This is a genomic window from Deinococcus aetherius (assembly GCF_025997855.1).
Taxonomy (GTDB): Bacteria; Deinococcota; Deinococci; order Deinococcales; family Deinococcaceae; genus Deinococcus; species Deinococcus aetherius.
Genome location: NZ_AP026560.1, coordinates 2,107,074 through 2,122,233, shown reverse-complemented (window position 1 = coordinate 2,122,233; position 15,160 = coordinate 2,107,074). Strand labels below are relative to the sequence as shown.

Here is a 15,160-nt window from a genome sequence, read left to right as displayed (position 1 = left end):
GTCCGGGCATGACCGACCTCGACGCCCTCGACGCGCGCCTCCGTGAGGCGCTGGTGCGCGAGCCCCGCGTCTCGCATGCCCTGGCCTACGGCAGCCGCACCCAGGTGGACGCCCGGGGCCTGCCGCTGGGGGACCGCTGGAGCGACCTGGAATACTGGGCCTTCCTGGCGGGGGGCGCCTCTCTCGACCCCTTCGCGTTCCTGGGGTCGCTCGTGCCCGTCGCGCTGGCGGTCGTCAATCCCTTCGGCACCCCGAACGTCGTCCTCCCCGACCTGACGCGGGTGGAACTGCACGTCGTTCCCGGGGCGTGTCTGGAGGAGGTCGCCGGGTGGCCGAACGCGGGCGGTGACCCCGGCGCGATGATCCTCAAGGACAAGGGCGGTCGGCTGCGGGAGGTGCTGGCGCGGCGGGCCACCTCCCCACCCTTCGAGACCACCCTGCCCGGCCCGCAGGCGGAGTACGACGGGGTGCTGCACGGCCTGGTCTTCGGCTCGGCGGTGCTCGCCCGGGGTGAGGAACTACGCGCCTGGGATGGGATGTCCTGGGTCCGCGCCGGGCTGCTGCGGCTGGCCCGGTCGGCCGACGGGGCCCCGCAACCCCTCAATCCTGCGCGCCGGGCGGAGTGGGATCTGTCGGACTGCTGGTACCGGGCGCTCCGGGAAACGGGCTCCGGTGTGGAGGCCGCGCGGGCGTACCTCCGGGCGCTGGAGCTGTCTGGAGCACTCGCCGGGGTGCTCGGCCTGAACCCACGCCGCGAGGTGCGGGCTGCCTTAGGCGCGCGGCTGGCCTCCCTGACCCCCACCCCGCCCCCTTCCCTCCCGACACGCGAGGGGGGATGATGGGAGGATGCCCCCGGCCTGTGAGGACCTGTGAGGGGGGACGGGGAGGGGCTCCACCCCCCACGGCGGCCCATGGGGCGTGAAGGGCTTCACAGCAAAAGCGCGGCGGTGGGGCGTACGATAAGGTTTGTGTCCAATGATACATCTCGACCCGCTCGTGCCCGCAGCCCCGAGGAAAAGGGCCAGCGCCGCGACGACATCCTCCGGGCCGCCGAGCGACTCTGGGCCAAGACGCCCCACGCCGAACTGAGCATGAATCAGGTGGCGCGGGAGGCCAAGCTCGCCAAGGGCACCCTGTACCTGTATTTCGACACCAAAGAGGAGATGTTCTTAAGCCTGCTGACCGAGCATCTCCAGGCCTGGCTGAACCGTCTGACCACCCTGTTCGACGAGCGCCGTCCCACCACCCCGGGCGAGGTGGCCGACGTGCTGATCGCCTCCGCGCAGGGCTACGAGGAACTGCGGCGGCTGCTGATCCTCCTCGGCACGGTGCTCGCCCACAACGAGGGGCTCGACCTGACCATGAGGTTCGCGCGCGAGGTCCGGCAGATGCTTCAACCCGTGGTGGAGCGCGTGCCCCTCCCGCCCGAGGTCACCCTGCGCGTCCTGGTGCACGCCTACGCCCTGAGCATGGGCTGGCAGCACGCGACCGAGGAGACCTTCGCCACCGACTTCGTTCGTCGCCAGCGCGACATCGCCTTCCTCGCCCCCCGCTTCGAGCCGGAATTCGGCCTCGCCCTGCGCGCTGTCGTCGAGCGTCTGGCCGCCGAGGGGTGAGACATGGTCCGGAACGAGAACGCCCGGGGAGTGTTCATGCTCCCTCTGTAACCGGTCACAAGCCGTCCGGGTCTGGGAACGGACCCGGGCTTTGCTTCCTCCCCCGACGCAGAGGGCGGTACTTCTATCCTTACCGCGCGGTCAGGGGGTTGATAGACTGCCACCATGACGGCCGCCTCCCATGCCCCACGCGGCAACCCCAAACTGATTCTGTTCCTGACGATCTTCGTCGCCATGCTCGGCCTGAGCGTGCTCTTCCCGATCATCGCGCCGCTCGGGCGGCAGCTGGGGCTGAGCGAGACGCAGGTCGGGTGGTTCTCGACCATCTACAGCCTCGCCCAGTTTCTCTTCGCGCCGATCTGGGGCAGCCGCAGCGAGCGGGTGGGACGCAAGCCCGTCCTGATCCTCGGCCTCGTCGGCTTCTCGCTGAGTTTCGGCCTCTTCGGCCTGTTCGCCACGCTGGGCACCCGGGGAGTGCTAAGCGGCACGGCCCTGTTCATCCTGCTCGTCGCGGCCCGGCTCGTCGGCGGCCTTCTCTCCAGCGCCACCCTCCCCACCGCCCAGGCGATGATGGCCGATCTGAGCAGCGAGAAGGACCGCGCCGCCGCCCTGGGACTCATCGGCGCGGCCTTCGGGCTGGGCGTGGTGTTCGGGCCCGCCCTGGGCGCCCTGCTCTCTGGATTCGGGCTCACGGTGCCCATCTTCTTCAGCGCCGGGCTGGGCCTGGTGACCGCCCTCGCCGCCTTTCTCATCCTGCCCGAGACGCGCCGGGCGGGGCAGGCCGCCTCCCCGAGGGGCGACCGCCGCGCGCTGCTGCGCCACCCCGGCGTCCTCCTCTTCCTCGCCGTGAGTGCGCTGTACACGCTCGCGAGCGTGGGGATGGAGCAGACCATCGGGTTCTACGTGCAGGACACCCTGCGCCTCGACCCCTCGCAGACCGCACGCACCGTCGGCGCCATGCTCGCCGTCTTCGGCTTCGTGGCCGCCGCCGTGCAGGGGGGCGCGATCCGGCCGCTGAGCAAGAAGATCGCCCCCGGCCCGTTGATCACCCTCGGCCTGGTGATCATGGGCGCGGGGATGTTCCTGCTGCCCCTCACCTCGACCTTCTGGACGATCACCGTCGCCCTCGCCGTGATCGGGGTGGGGAGCGCCATCCTGGGGCCCAGCCTGAGTGCGGCCCTCTCCCTCAGCGCCGGGCAGGGGCGGCAGGGCGCGGTCGCCGGGCTCAACAGCAGCGCCCTCGCCCTGGGGCGGATGACCGGCCCCCTCCTGGGCACGGGCCTGTACCAGACCGCCGGACACGCCGCCCCCTACCTCCTGAGCGGCGGCGTCCTCGCGGCCCTGCTGGTGTGGACGCTGGTCGCGCGGCCCGAGGTGCGGCGGGCGAGCGTGTAACCCCGGGGGCAAGGAGGGAGGAGCGGGGAGTCACCCACCCCTCCTCCCTTCGCCTATCCTGCCCCGGTGACCCTCCCGCCCCGCCCCACCTTCAACCCGGCCCGCGCCCTCGCCGTGCGCGTCCTGACGCGCGTGCTCGCTGGGGAGACCTTCGCGGCCCCGGCGCTCGACGCGGCGCTCGCGGACGCCCGGCTCCCGGCGCGGGACGCGGGGCTCGCCACCCATGTCGTGTACGGGACGCTGCGGTACGCGCCCATGCTGGACGCCGCCCTGTCGCCCCTGCTGCGCGGCGAGACTCATCCCAAGACGCGCTCGCTCCTCCTCGCCGGAAGTTTCGAGAAGCTCGTGCTGGGCACCCCGCCGCACGCGGTCGTCAGCGAGTACGTCGGCCTGGCCCGTGGCGCGCGGCTGGCCCCCTCGGGGCTGGTGAACGCGGTGCTGCGGCGGGTAGAGCGTCCACCGGAGAGTGACGAGACGCGTTACGCCCTGCCAGGGTGGCTGATCGAGGTTTTCCGCCGTGCCTACGGCGAGCGGGCGGACGCGGTGCTCGCCGACCTGCTGACCCCGCAACCGCTGTGGCTCAGCCTCTCGGACGCGGGGATGAGGAGCCTGGAGGAGGAGGGCAGCGTCGTGGAGCCCGGCCCGAACGGGGCGGACCGGGTGACCCTCTCGCGGCCCCTGCGCGAGACGGCGGCGTACCGCCGGGGACAGGCCCAGCCCATCAACCCGGCCAGCCTCGCCGTCGTGGACGCGCTGGGGGAGGTGGAGGGCTCGCGCGTCCTCGACCTCGCCGGGGGGGCGGGGGTGAAGGCCGCCATGCTCGCCGCACGGGGGGCGAGGGTGACGAGCGTGGACCTGATGGCCCGCAAGCATGACGCCGCCCGGGCGAACCTGAAGCGGCTGGGCCTGCACGCCGACTTCCTGACCCACGACCTCACCGCGCCGCTGGACGTGCTCCCCGCGCCCTTCGTCCTCCTCGACGCCCCCTGCACCGGGACGGGCACCCTGCGCTCGCACCCCGAGATCAAGCTGCGCCTCACCCCGCAGGCGGTGGGGGAGATGTCGGCGTTGCAGGCGCGGATGCTCCCCAACGCGGCGGCCCTCGTGGCGCCCGGCGGCGTGCTCGTCTACAGCGTGTGCAGCGTGACCCCGCAGGAGGGGGAGGAGGTCGTGCGGGGCTTTCTGGAGACCCACCCCGACTTCACCCCCGAACCCCTGCCCGGCCTGGACCTGCCCACCGTGCCCGCTGGCGACGGCGCCCTGACGGTGCCCGAGGGCGGCATCGACGGCTTTTTCATCGCCCGGCTGAGGAGGGCGGGGGGCGTAAGCTGAGGCATGGCTTCCCCACGGCTGCACCCCCTGTGGCCCCTCGCCGTCCTGCTGGCCCTCGGCGGGTCCCACGCCCAGACGCCGCCGAACTGTGCGCTCGCCCGGGTGGTGGACGCGGCGAGCTACGACCGGCTGACGATCACCCTCTGGAGCGAGGCCGATCAGGACAATTCGAGCGCCAATTGGGCCGAGTGCCGGGCGGCGGCCCTGAGCGCGAGCCTGGCGAAATTTCCGCAGGTCCGCGCCCGGATCGCCACCCTGCGCGGTCAGCTCCGGGAGATGCGGGCGCTGGAGGGCCAGTTGGCGGGCATCCGGGCGGGCGGGGGAACGATGTACGCCCACGCCATCCCGCGCAGCTACGCGCCCCTCGAAGACGGCCTCGCCAGCCTCGCCGCGCTGGCCCGCACAACGCTGGGAGGACGGACGAGCGAGGGGTACGCGCGGGTTGTCCGGGAGTCCGGGGCGAATTTCGCCGCCTACGTCAAGACCCTGCGCGCCTACCGGCCGGGCCAAGGCGACACTTCCACCCTGTACGACCCGAAGGAGTGGGCCGGGCTGGTGAACCACTACGAGACGCTGGGGAAGGCCGTCATGCTGACGTTGGGCACCCGGGGAGACGCGGCGACCGCCCTGGGCTACGGCCTGCTCGTGGATCAGGTGTTTCCCGCGTCCGACAGGTGGTGACGGGCCATACTGGCGGGGTGCTGAGAATGGGATCGGTCTTCTGGGGCGTCCGGGATTAAACGCCTGCAAGACGCCCGGCTTCAGTTTCCCACCGCGCCGCAGGTCGTGTCTGTTCACCCCACCCGGCCTCCCTCCTCTGCGAGTCAAGGGGGAGGCGCTTCTACGACCTCACCGCCCCACGCTGCTCATGTCCGCGTACCGCTCCCCGCTCGCCGCGCCCGGCGGGAAGATGGCGTCCAGGCGGGCGAGGTCGTCCGGGGTGAGCTGAACCTCCAGCGCCCCCAGGTTCTCCTCCAGGTACTTCACCCGCTTGGTGCCGGGAATGGGCACGAGGTCCTCGCCCTGCGCGAGCACCCAGGCGAGCGCGAATTGCGAAGGCGTGCAGCCCTTCCCGGCGGCGAGGCGCTCCACCTCGCGCACGAGGTCGAGGTTTTTCCGGAAGTTCTCGCCCTGGAAGCGCGGGCTGTGGCGGCGGTAGTCGTCGGGGGCGAAGTCGTCAGGCGTCTTGATCTGCCCGGTCAGGAAGCCGCGCCCCAGCGGGCTGTACGGCACGAAGCCGACGCCGAGTTCGCGGCAGGTCTCCAGCACGCCGCCCGGCCCCTCCGGGTCGCGGGTCCACAGGCTGTACTCGCTCTGCACGGCGGTGATGGGATGAACGGCGTTCGCCCGGCGCAGCGTCTCGGCGGACGCCTCCGACAGGCCCAGGAAGCGGACCTTACCTTGCTGCACGAGTTCGCTCATGGCGCCCACCGTCTCCTCGATGGGCGTGTCCGGGTCCACCCGGTGCAGGTAGTAGAGGTCGATGTGCCCCGTCTTCAGGCGCCTCAGGCTGGCCTCGGCCGCCCCGCGCACGTACTCGGGGCGGCCGTTCAGACCACGTACCCGCGCGTCGCTCTCGTCACGCACAATGCCGAACTTGGTGGCGAGGACCACCCGGTCGCGCTTGCCCGCCAGCCAGCGGCCCAGCAGCTCCTCGTTGCGGCCCAGGCCGTACATGTCGGCGGTGTCGTAGAAGGTCACGCCAAGGTCGAGGGCACGGTCGAGGGTCCGCAGGTTCCCTTCGTCGTCGGCCTCGCCGTAGAACTCGCTCATGCCCATGCAGCCCAGGCCCAGGGCAGAGACGGTCAGGTCGCGGAGTTGACGGGTGGGGAGGGGGGTGGACGGGGTCATGGGGCCTCCTGGAGGTGAGGGGAACGGAGGGGCGAACCGGCGTCCCTGAGGCTACGCCCGGGAGGATGATGCGGAGGCACCGAGCGGCCCGGCACCGTCTTCATCTTCCGCCGGGCGGGTGCGGGCCTCGACCAGCAGCAGGCCCACGAGCAATCCCACGCACGCCGCCAGTTGCACCAGCCCGCCCGCCGCCAGTCCCAGCGGCACGCCGAGCCCGGCCAGGACGGCGGCGACGAGCCGCAGCCCCCCGGGCCCGATGCCCAGCAGGCGGCGGTACAGCACGTCCCCGAGGAGGTAGAGGGCCAGGCCCCCGCCCAGGTTCCCGGCGTCGGCGAGGCTGGCGTGGCCCCCGGGATGCGCGACCACCCCCTTGATGCCCGCCGCGAGCACGACGACGCCGCCCAGCATCAGAAAATGTCCGTACCCGAAGGCGTTCAGGGCCGCCCGGGCGCGGGCGGGGCCGTTCAGGGCACCGATGCGGTGTTCGGCCCGCCGGTCGTCCCGGTCGAAGTAGGTCCACCACAGCCCGGCGGCGAGCGCCAGCCCCAGGACGGCGGACAGGATCACGCCGGGAGACAGGGGCAGCCCCCGCGCCCCGACCCCAATCGCGACGACGCTCTCGCCCAGCGCCACGATCACGACCAGCCCGTGCCGTTCCACGAAGTGGGCCGGGCTGAGCGCGAAGCCCCGCTCCCGCCCGAACAGCGACGAGGAGACCACCACGAGCACCGCGAGCCCCCACAGCGGCCAGTCCCACGGCGGCGTCACGAACCCGGCGGCGAGCACCAGCCCCGCCGAGACGAGGTTGAAGGGCGCGATGCCCAGGATGGCCCGCGCGCTGCTGTTGCCCGCATGGGTAAACAGCCCCGCGTGGACGAGGGTCACCGTGAGCAGCCCCAGCCCGTAGGCGACGCCCCCCGCCCCGAACACCGTGGGGATGGCGAGCGCCATGACCAGAAAGCCCGCCATGCCCGCGAACATCAGGAGGCGCCTTCGGGTGGGTTCGGTGCCGACGTTGCTCGTCAGCCAGGCGTAGCCGCTGTAGATCCACCAGATCGTCGCGAACACCAGCGCCGCCCGCAGGTAGTCGCCCGGCTCCTTCGCCTCGACGATCAGGGAGGTGAGCTGCGTGACGGTGAACACGAAGACCAGATCGAGAAACAGCTCCAGCGTGCTCACGCGCGCGACGGCGGGTTCGCCCGTCCCGGAAAGGCTGGTCATGTACCCATCATGCCCCTGCGGAACCCGAAGGAAGTGACCGCCGGGGGGTGGAGCCCTATTCTGTCGCCGTGCGGCTCGCGGTCTTCGGGGACATTCACGGGAACCCTCCAGCACTCCGGGCCGCGCTGGCGGACATGCGGGCGCAGGGTGCGGAGGCCTTCGTCTGCCTGGGCGACGTGGCGCTGGGCGGAGCGTGGCCGCGCGAGTGCGTGGCGGAGGTGGCGGCGCTGGGCTGCCCGGTGGTGCGGGGAAACGCCGACCGGGCAATGCTGGAGCCGTCTGATTCCTCCACATCGCGCGACGTTCCCCATGAGTGGGCAGTTCAAGAGGTCGGAACCTGGAGCCGCGAGCAACTGACGGACGGCGACCGGGACATGCTGCGAACCTACCTGCCAACGAGCCGACTTCCCAGGCTTCTGTGCTTCCACGGCAGCCCGGAGCGGGACGACGAGGAGCTGACAGCCGAGACGCCCGCCGAGCGGCTGTGGGAGTTACGCGCCTCTCATGGGCGGCAGCCCACATGGGTCGGCGGCCACACCCACAAACCGCTTCTGCGGACCCTGGACGGCTGGACGCTCCTCAACCCCGGCAGCGTGGGCCTGCCCTTCGAACGGCGGAGCAAGTGGTATGTCAATGTCTCCCGGGCCGAATACCTCCTGCTCGATTGGACACTGCGGGGCTCTCAGCCCACCTTCCGTGCCGTCCCCTATGACGTGGAGGAGGTGCGGCGCGGCATCCTCGCCTCGGGCATACCCCACGCCGACTGGCTCGCCGCCGAGTGGGTGAGCGCCTGACCCCTGCTAGCCTGTCCCCCATGAGCGTCCACCTGAGTGCCGAGCCCGGCCAGATCGCCGAAACCGTCCTGCTGCCGGGCGACCCCCTGCGCGCCCGCCACATCGCCGAGACGTTCTTCGAGAATCCCGTCCAGCACAACACCGTGCGCGGGATGCTGGGCTACACCGGCACCTACAAGGGCCAGCGCGTCAGCGTGCAGGGCACGGGCATGGGCATTCCCAGCGCGATGATCTACGTCTCCGAACTCATCCGCGACTACGGCTGCCGGAAGCTGATCCGGGTGGGCACCTGCGGCTCCTACCAGGAGGGCGTGCATGTGCGCGACCTCGTGCTGGCACAGGCGGCCTGCACCGACTCGAACATCAACAACGTCCGCTTCGGGCCCCGCAACTTCGCCCCCATCGCCGACTTCGGCCTGCTGCTGCGGGCGTACCAGATTGCTCAGGAACGCGGCTTCACCACCCACGTCGGCAACGTCATGTCCACAGATTCCTTCTACCAGGACGACCCCCGGGGGTTCAGAGACTGGGCGTCTTTCGGTGTCCTCGCCGCCGAGATGGAGGCCGCCGGGCTCTACACCCTCGCCGCCCAGCACGGGGTGAGGGCCCTGACCGTCCTCACCGTCTCCGACCATCTCGTCACCCGCGAGGAGACGACCGCCGAGGAACGGCAGCAGACCTTCAACCAGATGATCGAGGTCGCGTTGGACGCCGCGCTGGGCGGGTAGCGCCGCCTCCTACCCGTCCTTCTGGACGACGCAGAAGCGGTTGCCGTCTGGGTCGGCCAGAACGACGTAGTCCGCGCCTTGCTCGTAGCGCCAGTCCACCTGCTCCGCACCGAGTCTCAGCAGGCGCTCGACCTCCGCCGCCTGGTCCGTGGCGTAGAGGTCGAGATGGTGCCGGGTGTGGTTGTGCGCCTCCGAGGAGACGAGCTTGAGGGCGAGTTGCGGCCCCTTCCCCTCCCGGGGAACCAGGATGGCCCAGTCCTCCTCCGGTTCGCGGAGTGGCCGGTAATCCAGGGCCTCCGACCAGAAACGGATGGCGCGCGGTTAAGCTGCTCGCGCGCCCCCTCACCCCGGCCCTCCCCCACCAGGGGAGAGGGAGAAATACTCTTGCTACACGCTGATCAGCCCCAACTGTACGCCCCTTGTCACCGCTCCGGCGCGGCTTTGCACGCCCAGTTTGGAGTACACGGCCTGGACGTGGAACTTGACGGTGCTCTCGCTGACGCCGAGTTCGCGGGCGGCGCGCTTGTTGCTCAGGCCCTCGGCGAGGAGGGCGAGCACGTCGCGCTCGCGGGGGGTAAGGGTGATGTCGGCGGGGGAGGGCCCCGGGTCGTCGGGCTCGTCCCGGGCGGGCAGGACTTCCTCGGGGGGAAGGGCGGCCAGGCCCGCCGCCGCCGCGAGCACGCCCGCGAGGAGTTCGGCGGGGGTGGCGTCGGTGCCCAGGGCCGCCCAGCCGCCCGGGGCCGCCTCGTGGAGCGTGCTCACCCAGGCCGGGGAGCCGAGGGCCACGACGCCCGCCACCCCCTCGACCTCCGCCGCCAGCGCCTCCGGGTCGGAGAGCCAGGGGTCGTCCACGACGAGCACGTCCGCCTCCGCGCCTTCCGCGAGGGTCAGCCCGAAGCCTTGCAGAAGGGCCGCCACCCCCGCCGCCAGCGCGGGCGAGCGCAGGGCCACGCGCACCGAGGGCAGGGGGGCGGAGAGCATACCGGATGGTAAGGGGGCGCCCGGCCTCAGCGTTCGCCGACCGTGAGCGTCACGTCGGTTTCCTCGCCGCCGCGCAGGACGCGGGCCGTGACGGTCTGCCCGGCGAGGTCCCGGACACGTTCCAGAAGCTCGCGCGGGTGGCGCACGCCCTCACCGTCCAGCGCGAGGAGGATGTCCCCTACCCGCATCCCGGCCTCCTGCGCGGGGCTGCCGTCCTCGACCTGCACGACAGTCAGACCCAGCCGTCCCCGCAGGCCGCCGCGCCCCCAGCGTCCGCGCCCACCGGGGCCCCGGCCCCCGAAGTCCCGCCCGCGCCCTTCCCGGCGCTCGCGGCCCCGGTCGTCCGGCTCACCCTCCTCCGGGTGCTGCTGGTCGGGCAGGTGCACGGGCTGGGTGGCGACCCCCAGGTAGCCGCGCGGTACCCGGCCGGTGGTGCCCAGGAGTTCGGTCACCCGCAGCGCGCGTTCGGCGGGAACGGCGAGCAGGGTGCCGCGCATCTCCCCCGCGTTCAGCACGCCGACCAGACCGCCCCGGGCGTCCACCAGGGCGCCTCCGCTCACACCCGCGAAGGGCGCCGCCCCGGTGGTGAGCCAGCCCCGGGAGAGGGCCGCGCGGTCGAGGAGGCCCAGGGTCGCCTGGACTCCGTGCGGCGGTCGCCCCACCCCGAGGAGCAGTTCGCCCACCCGCACCCCCGTGCCCGGCGTAAGGGGCGGCACGTTCAGCCCCGGCACCTTCAGCAGGGCGAGGTTGCTGCCCGGGTCGCGGCCCACGACCGTGCCCGTGAGGGTCCCGCCGTCCGGCGTGCGGACGCTGAGTTCGTCGGCGTGGAGCACGTGCGCGACCGTGAGGACCTGCTCGGGCCCGACGACCGTGCCGCTGATGGGCCGCGCCCCGTGGACGGTGACGATGCTGGCGGCGGCTTTCTCTACGGTGTCCGCCATCTGGTTGGAAAGTTCCTGAAAGGTTGTCATGCCCCCAGGGTGCGCTCCCGAGCGCAACTTCTCCTCAGGCGAACGGTGAGGGCCCCTCCCCCCCCGAACGGACAGGGGTCACGTTCCACTCCTCCCGGGTCAGCGCGTACCGCACGACCTCCACCACCTCGCCCCGGTACGGCTCGGGCTCGCCGCGCCCGGCCTCCCGGAAGCCCAGGCGGCGCATCAGGGCGTGCGAGCGGAGGTTGGGGGCGTACACCTGCGCGGTCACGGTCTTCAACCCCAGCGTTCCGAAAGCGCCCGCGAGCAGCAGCCGTCCCGCCTCCCGCCCCACCCCCCTGCCCCACAGCGCCCGCTCCCCGATCCCGATGCCGAACTGGCCCGAGGTGGGGGTTAGCTCCGCCAGGTCCACGTACCCGACGAACCGCCCGCCCACCTCCACCCCCAGCCGCAGGAAGTCCGGCCACGAGCCCGCCACGATGGGCCGCCAGTGGTCGCGGACCAGGCGCGGCGCGAGGCCCGGCGTCCATCCCGCCGCGAGGCAGAACTCGGGGTCGGCGGCCCAGCGCACGGCGGCCTCCTCGTCGCCGGGACGCAGGGGGCGGAGGGTGACCGTCAGGGCCACAGGCTCTCCAGAATCTCCGCCGCCGTGCCGTCCCACGCGAGATGAACGCCCTCGCCCGCCCAGAGGCTCAGAAACTCGGGACGGCCTGCCCGCGTGGCGGCGGAGCGCATCTCGCGGGTCAGCGCGTTCTGGAAGGGGTAGGGAAGGGGCCGTTCGACTTCCGCCGTCACCCGGTTGGCGAGGCCGCGCGCCGCCCTGCCGCTGAAGGCCCGGGTCAGGGTGGTGTCTCCCGGCCCCGCCGCCGCAAGTGCTGTCCGGTATGGGGCGGAGGTGCCCGCCTCGGCGGCCCGGAGAAAGACGGTGCCACACTGGGCGAGGCTGGCCCCTGCCCCCAGCGCCGCCCGCACCCCCGCCGCGTCCATCAGGCCGCCCGCCGCGATGACCGGGACCTGGACCGCGCCCACGACCGCCCGGGTCAGACTCAGCGTGTCCGCCAGTTCATCATGCCCCCACCCGCCCCGGTGCCCGCCCCCCGCGCCCCCCTGCGCGACCACCGCGTCCACCCCGTCCGCCGCGAGCGCGCGGGCCTCCTCCACCCCGGTCGCCGTGCCGACGGCGAGGATGCCCCTCTCCCGCAGGGCCGCGAGTTCCACTGCCCCCAGCCGCCCGAATACGAAGGAGAACGCGGCGGGACGCAGGTCCAGCACGACCCGGAACTGGGCAGCGAAGTCCTCCCGCACGCGCCCGGGGAGAGTGGGTGGTGGAAGGTCCAACTCCACATGGAGTGGCGCGAGTTCGGCGACCGCCGCCTCCACCTCGGACTCCGACACGTCGGGGAGGGGTTCGGGAATGAAGAGGTTGACCGCGAAGGGCCGATTCGTCCGCGCCCGCACCGCCGTGCCCGCCGCCGCGATCTGCCTCGGCGTCAGGTAGGCTGCGCCGAGGCTGCCCAGCCCGCCCGCCTCCGACACCGCCGCGACGAGTTCGGGGGTGGTCGGCCCCCCCGCCATGGGGGCCTGCACGACGGGGACGCGCAGGCCGAGCCGTTTCATCAAGCCGCTCACCCCGCCAGCTTAGCCGCACGCCTTAGCCTGTGGCCGTGACCCCGCCCGTTCACAGCGACTGGCCCCACGCCTGGACCGCCTTTCGCCGGGCGGCGTACGCGGGCAGCCCGCCGCCCCGCAGACAGTTCCTCCCCCGCGAGTTCCTGGAGCGCCTGCTCGCCGGGGCCGCCGAACGCCTGCCCCTGCTGGACGCTCCCCTCCTCGACTGGGCGCTGGCTGAGCGCGTCCACGACCCCGCCTATCTCGCCCGCTGGCGGCGCGGGGAGGTGACGCGGGCAGAGGAACGTGCCCTCGGCTTTCCCTGGAACCCGGCGGTCGTGGAGCGTGGTCTGGCGAGCAGCGGCGCCACCCTCGCCGCCACCCGGGACGCCCTGGCCCACGGCTTCGGCCTGAACCTCGGCGGCGGGACGCATCACGCCTACCGCGACCACGCGGAAGGCTTCTCCTTCCTCAACGACGTGGTGATCTGCGCGCGCTGGCTCCTGGGTGGCGGGCACGCCGCGCGCCTCCTGATCCTCGACCTCGACGTGCATCAGGGGAACGGCACGGCCTCGCTGCTCGCGGGCGAGGCGCGAACCCTGACCGTCAGCGTCCACGGGGCGAACAACTACCCTTTTCAAAAGGAGCGGAGTGATCTGGATGTGGCCCTGCCCGACGGGACCGGGGACGCCGCCTACCTCGCCGCGCTGGACGGTGAAGTCGCCCCCGCCGTGGCCGCCTTCCGCCCCGACTTCGCCTTCTACCTCGCGGGGGCGGACGTGCTGGAGGGAGATCAACTGGGGCGCCTCGCCCTCACGCCCGCCGGGGTGCGGGAGCGGGATGAGCGGGTGTTCCGCTGGGCTGCCCGGGCGTGCATTCCCCTCGTGACGGTCATGGCGGGCGGGTACAGCCGCGACCCGGAAAGGCTCATCGAGACGCGGTTGGGAACGCTGGACGCGCTGCTCGCGGCGTTCGGGCAACGGCGAGCGGTAGGCGGTATCATAGAGGGATGACGCTCCTCCTCCCGCCCCCGTAAGCGTGAGTCGCAGGTGCGCGCAGTCTTTCCCCCTTGTTTCGTCCGGGCCGCGCTCCTCCGCCGCCCGCAGGAGTCCCCACCATGACCACCCCTGAACTCATGAACGAGATCGCACGTCGCCGGACGTTCGCGATCATCTCCCACCCCGACGCGGGCAAGACCACCATCACCGAGAAGCTGCTCCTGTACGGAGGCGCCATCCAGGAGGCCGGGTCCGTCACCGCCAAGGAGGGCCGCTCGCACACGAGGTCCGACTGGATGAGCATCGAGCAGCAGCGCGGCATCTCTATCTCAAGCTCCGCGCTGACCTTCGAGTACGACGGGCGCCACATCAACCTCCTCGACACGCCGGGCCACCAGGACTTCTCGGAGGACACCTACCGGACGCTGACCGCCGCCGACTCCGCCCTGATGGTCCTCGACGCGGCGCGCGGGGTGCAGTCGCAGACGGAAAAGCTCTTCGCCGTGTGCCGCAACCGCCGTCTCCCCATCCTGACCTTCGTGAACAAGATGGACCGCCCGGCGCTCGACCCCTTCGACCTGCTCTCGCAGGTGGAGGGGACGCTCAAGATCACCGCCGTCCCCCTGACCTGGCCCATCGGCGACGGCCCCGACTTCAAGGGCGTGTACGACCTCCAGACCGGGCAGGTCCTCACCTTCGAGCGCACCTCGGGCGGCAAGCACCGCGCGCCCGTGCAGACGGCGGGCCTGAACGACCCCAAGCTCGTCGAACTCGTGGGGCCCGACCTCGCCGCCAAGCTGCGCGAGGACGTGGAACTCATCCAGGGCGCCATGCCCGAGTTCGATCCCGCCGACTTCCTGGCGGGCGAACTCACCCCCGTCTTCTTCGGCTCGGCGATGAACAACTTCGGGGTGGAGCACTTTTTGAGCAACTTCGTGGACCTCGCGCCGCCGCCCGGCCCGGTGGAGACGAACGTGGGCGAGCGTGACCCGGACGCGCCTTTTGCGGGTTTCGTCTTCAAGCTCCAGGCCAACATGAGCCGGGCACACCGCGACCGCACCGCCTTCATGCGGGTGATGAGCGGCCACTTCGAGCGCGGCATGGACGTGACCCACACCCGCACCGGGCGCAAGCTGCGGCTCTCCCAGGCGCACACCCTCTTCGCCCAGGACCGCGAGAAGGTGGAGGAGGCGTACCCGGGCGACATCGTGGGACTCGTCAACCCCGGCGTCTTCCAGATCGGCGACGTGGTGAGCGTGGACCCCAAGGTGCAGCTCCCCTCCTTCCCGCGCTTCACGCCGGAGACCTTCGCCACCATCAGCCTCAAGGACGTGGGCAAGCGCAAGGCGTTCATGAAGGGCCTGACCCAGCTCGCCGAGGAGGGCGTCGTGCAGGTCTTCTACCCGACGGACGGGGCGCGCGACCCGTACCTGGGGGCGGTCGGTCCCCTCCAGTTCGAGGTCTTTCAAGCCCGCCTCGCGGAGGAGTACGGGGTGGAGGTGGAGATGCACGTCACGTCCTACGGGCTTGTGCGCTGGCTCGCCGGGGACGCGGGGAGCGTGGCCCGCTTTGCCCGGCACGTGGAGGACGACCAGGGGCGCCCGGTGATGCTCTTCCGCAGCAGGTACGACCTCGAATACACCGCCGAGCAGCACCCGGAGATCGAGTTCCTGCCGCTGCCGAAGGACCTCACGCGGGTCTGAG

Annotated in this window: 16 protein-coding genes; 9 read left to right on the top strand and 7 right to left on the bottom strand. The window is 72.1% G+C overall.

Features of this window, described 5'->3' with window-relative positions:
- The first annotated feature begins 8 nt into the window (after positions 1-8).
- From DAETH_RS10640 to DAETH_RS10620, 5 genes are all read left to right on the top strand, one after another.
- Positions 9-839, top strand: a complete 831-nt coding sequence (locus tag DAETH_RS10640; protein WP_264774875.1) for a hypothetical protein — start codon at positions 9-11, stop codon at positions 837-839.
- Between the two features lie 129 nt (positions 840-968).
- The gene (locus DAETH_RS10635; RefSeq protein ID WP_264774874.1) at positions 969-1,616 is read left to right on the top strand and encodes a TetR/AcrR family transcriptional regulator; all 648 of its coding nucleotides are present in this window, start codon (positions 969-971) and stop codon (positions 1,614-1,616) included.
- Between the two features lie 165 nt (positions 1,617-1,781).
- Complete coding sequence (locus tag DAETH_RS10630; RefSeq protein ID WP_264774873.1) at positions 1,782-3,011, top strand: MFS transporter; 1,230 nt, start codon at positions 1,782-1,784, stop codon at positions 3,009-3,011.
- Positions 3,012-3,077: 66 nt separating this feature from the next.
- The gene (locus tag DAETH_RS10625) at positions 3,078-4,343 is read left to right on the top strand and encodes an RsmB/NOP family class I SAM-dependent RNA methyltransferase (RefSeq protein ID WP_264774872.1); all 1,266 of its coding nucleotides are present in this window, start codon (positions 3,078-3,080) and stop codon (positions 4,341-4,343) included.
- 3 nt (positions 4,344-4,346) lie between these two features.
- Positions 4,347-5,024, top strand: coding sequence for a hypothetical protein (locus DAETH_RS10620; protein WP_264774871.1), 678 nt, complete (start codon positions 4,347-4,349; stop codon positions 5,022-5,024).
- Positions 5,025-5,192: 168 nt separating this feature from the next.
- Here DAETH_RS10620 and DAETH_RS10615 read toward each other — a convergent pair whose 3' ends face one another.
- Together DAETH_RS10615 and DAETH_RS10610 are read right to left on the bottom strand one after the other, a co-directional pair.
- Entirely contained in the window at positions 5,193-6,194 is a 1,002-nt protein-coding gene (locus DAETH_RS10615; RefSeq protein ID WP_264774870.1) for an aldo/keto reductase, read from the bottom strand.
- Between the two features lie 51 nt (positions 6,195-6,245).
- Complete coding sequence (locus tag DAETH_RS10610; RefSeq protein WP_264774869.1) at positions 6,246-7,415, bottom strand: low temperature requirement protein A; 1,170 nt, start codon at positions 7,413-7,415, stop codon at positions 6,246-6,248.
- 68 nt (positions 7,416-7,483) lie between these two features.
- On the opposite strand from DAETH_RS10610, the gene DAETH_RS10605 reads away from it, so the two are divergent.
- Entirely contained in the window at positions 7,484-8,209 is a 726-nt protein-coding gene (locus DAETH_RS10605; RefSeq protein WP_264774868.1) for a metallophosphoesterase family protein, read from the top strand.
- A gap of 20 nt (positions 8,210-8,229) precedes the next feature.
- A complete protein-coding gene (gene deoD / locus DAETH_RS10600; RefSeq protein WP_264774867.1) occupies positions 8,230-8,937 on the top strand; it encodes a purine-nucleoside phosphorylase in 708 nt (235 codons plus the stop codon).
- Positions 8,938-8,946: 9 nt separating this feature from the next.
- On the opposite strand, the gene DAETH_RS10595 is transcribed toward deoD, so the two are convergent.
- The 5 genes from DAETH_RS10595 to DAETH_RS10575 form a co-directional block, all read right to left on the bottom strand.
- Positions 8,947-9,249, bottom strand: coding sequence for a VOC family protein (locus tag DAETH_RS10595; RefSeq protein ID WP_264777430.1), 303 nt, complete (start codon positions 9,247-9,249; stop codon positions 8,947-8,949).
- Positions 9,250-9,324: 75 nt separating this feature from the next.
- On the bottom strand, positions 9,325-9,918 hold the full coding sequence (locus DAETH_RS10590; RefSeq protein WP_264774866.1) for a helix-turn-helix transcriptional regulator: 594 nt from the start codon (positions 9,916-9,918) through the stop codon (positions 9,325-9,327).
- Between the two features lie 26 nt (positions 9,919-9,944).
- Positions 9,945-10,889 (bottom strand): S1C family serine protease, encoded by a 945-nt coding sequence (locus DAETH_RS10585; RefSeq protein WP_264774865.1) that lies wholly within the window; start codon positions 10,887-10,889, stop codon positions 9,945-9,947.
- Between the two features lie 34 nt (positions 10,890-10,923).
- On the bottom strand, positions 10,924-11,475 hold the full coding sequence (locus DAETH_RS10580; RefSeq protein WP_319993711.1) for a GNAT family N-acetyltransferase: 552 nt from the start codon (positions 11,473-11,475) through the stop codon (positions 10,924-10,926).
- Complete coding sequence (locus tag DAETH_RS10575; RefSeq protein WP_264774864.1) at positions 11,466-12,479, bottom strand: NAD(P)H-dependent flavin oxidoreductase; 1,014 nt, start codon at positions 12,477-12,479, stop codon at positions 11,466-11,468. Before DAETH_RS10575 ends, DAETH_RS10580 begins: the two co-directional genes overlap by 10 nt.
- 35 nt (positions 12,480-12,514) lie before the next feature.
- Here DAETH_RS10575 and DAETH_RS10570 point away from each other — a divergent pair, with 35 nt between their 5' ends.
- Positions 12,515-13,471, top strand: coding sequence for a histone deacetylase family protein (locus DAETH_RS10570; RefSeq protein WP_264774863.1), 957 nt, complete (start codon positions 12,515-12,517; stop codon positions 13,469-13,471).
- A 104-nt stretch (positions 13,472-13,575) separates the two neighbouring features.
- Complete coding sequence (locus tag DAETH_RS10565; RefSeq protein WP_264774862.1) at positions 13,576-15,159, top strand: peptide chain release factor 3; 1,584 nt, start codon at positions 13,576-13,578, stop codon at positions 15,157-15,159.
- The last annotated feature ends 1 nt before the right edge of the window (position 15,160 follow it).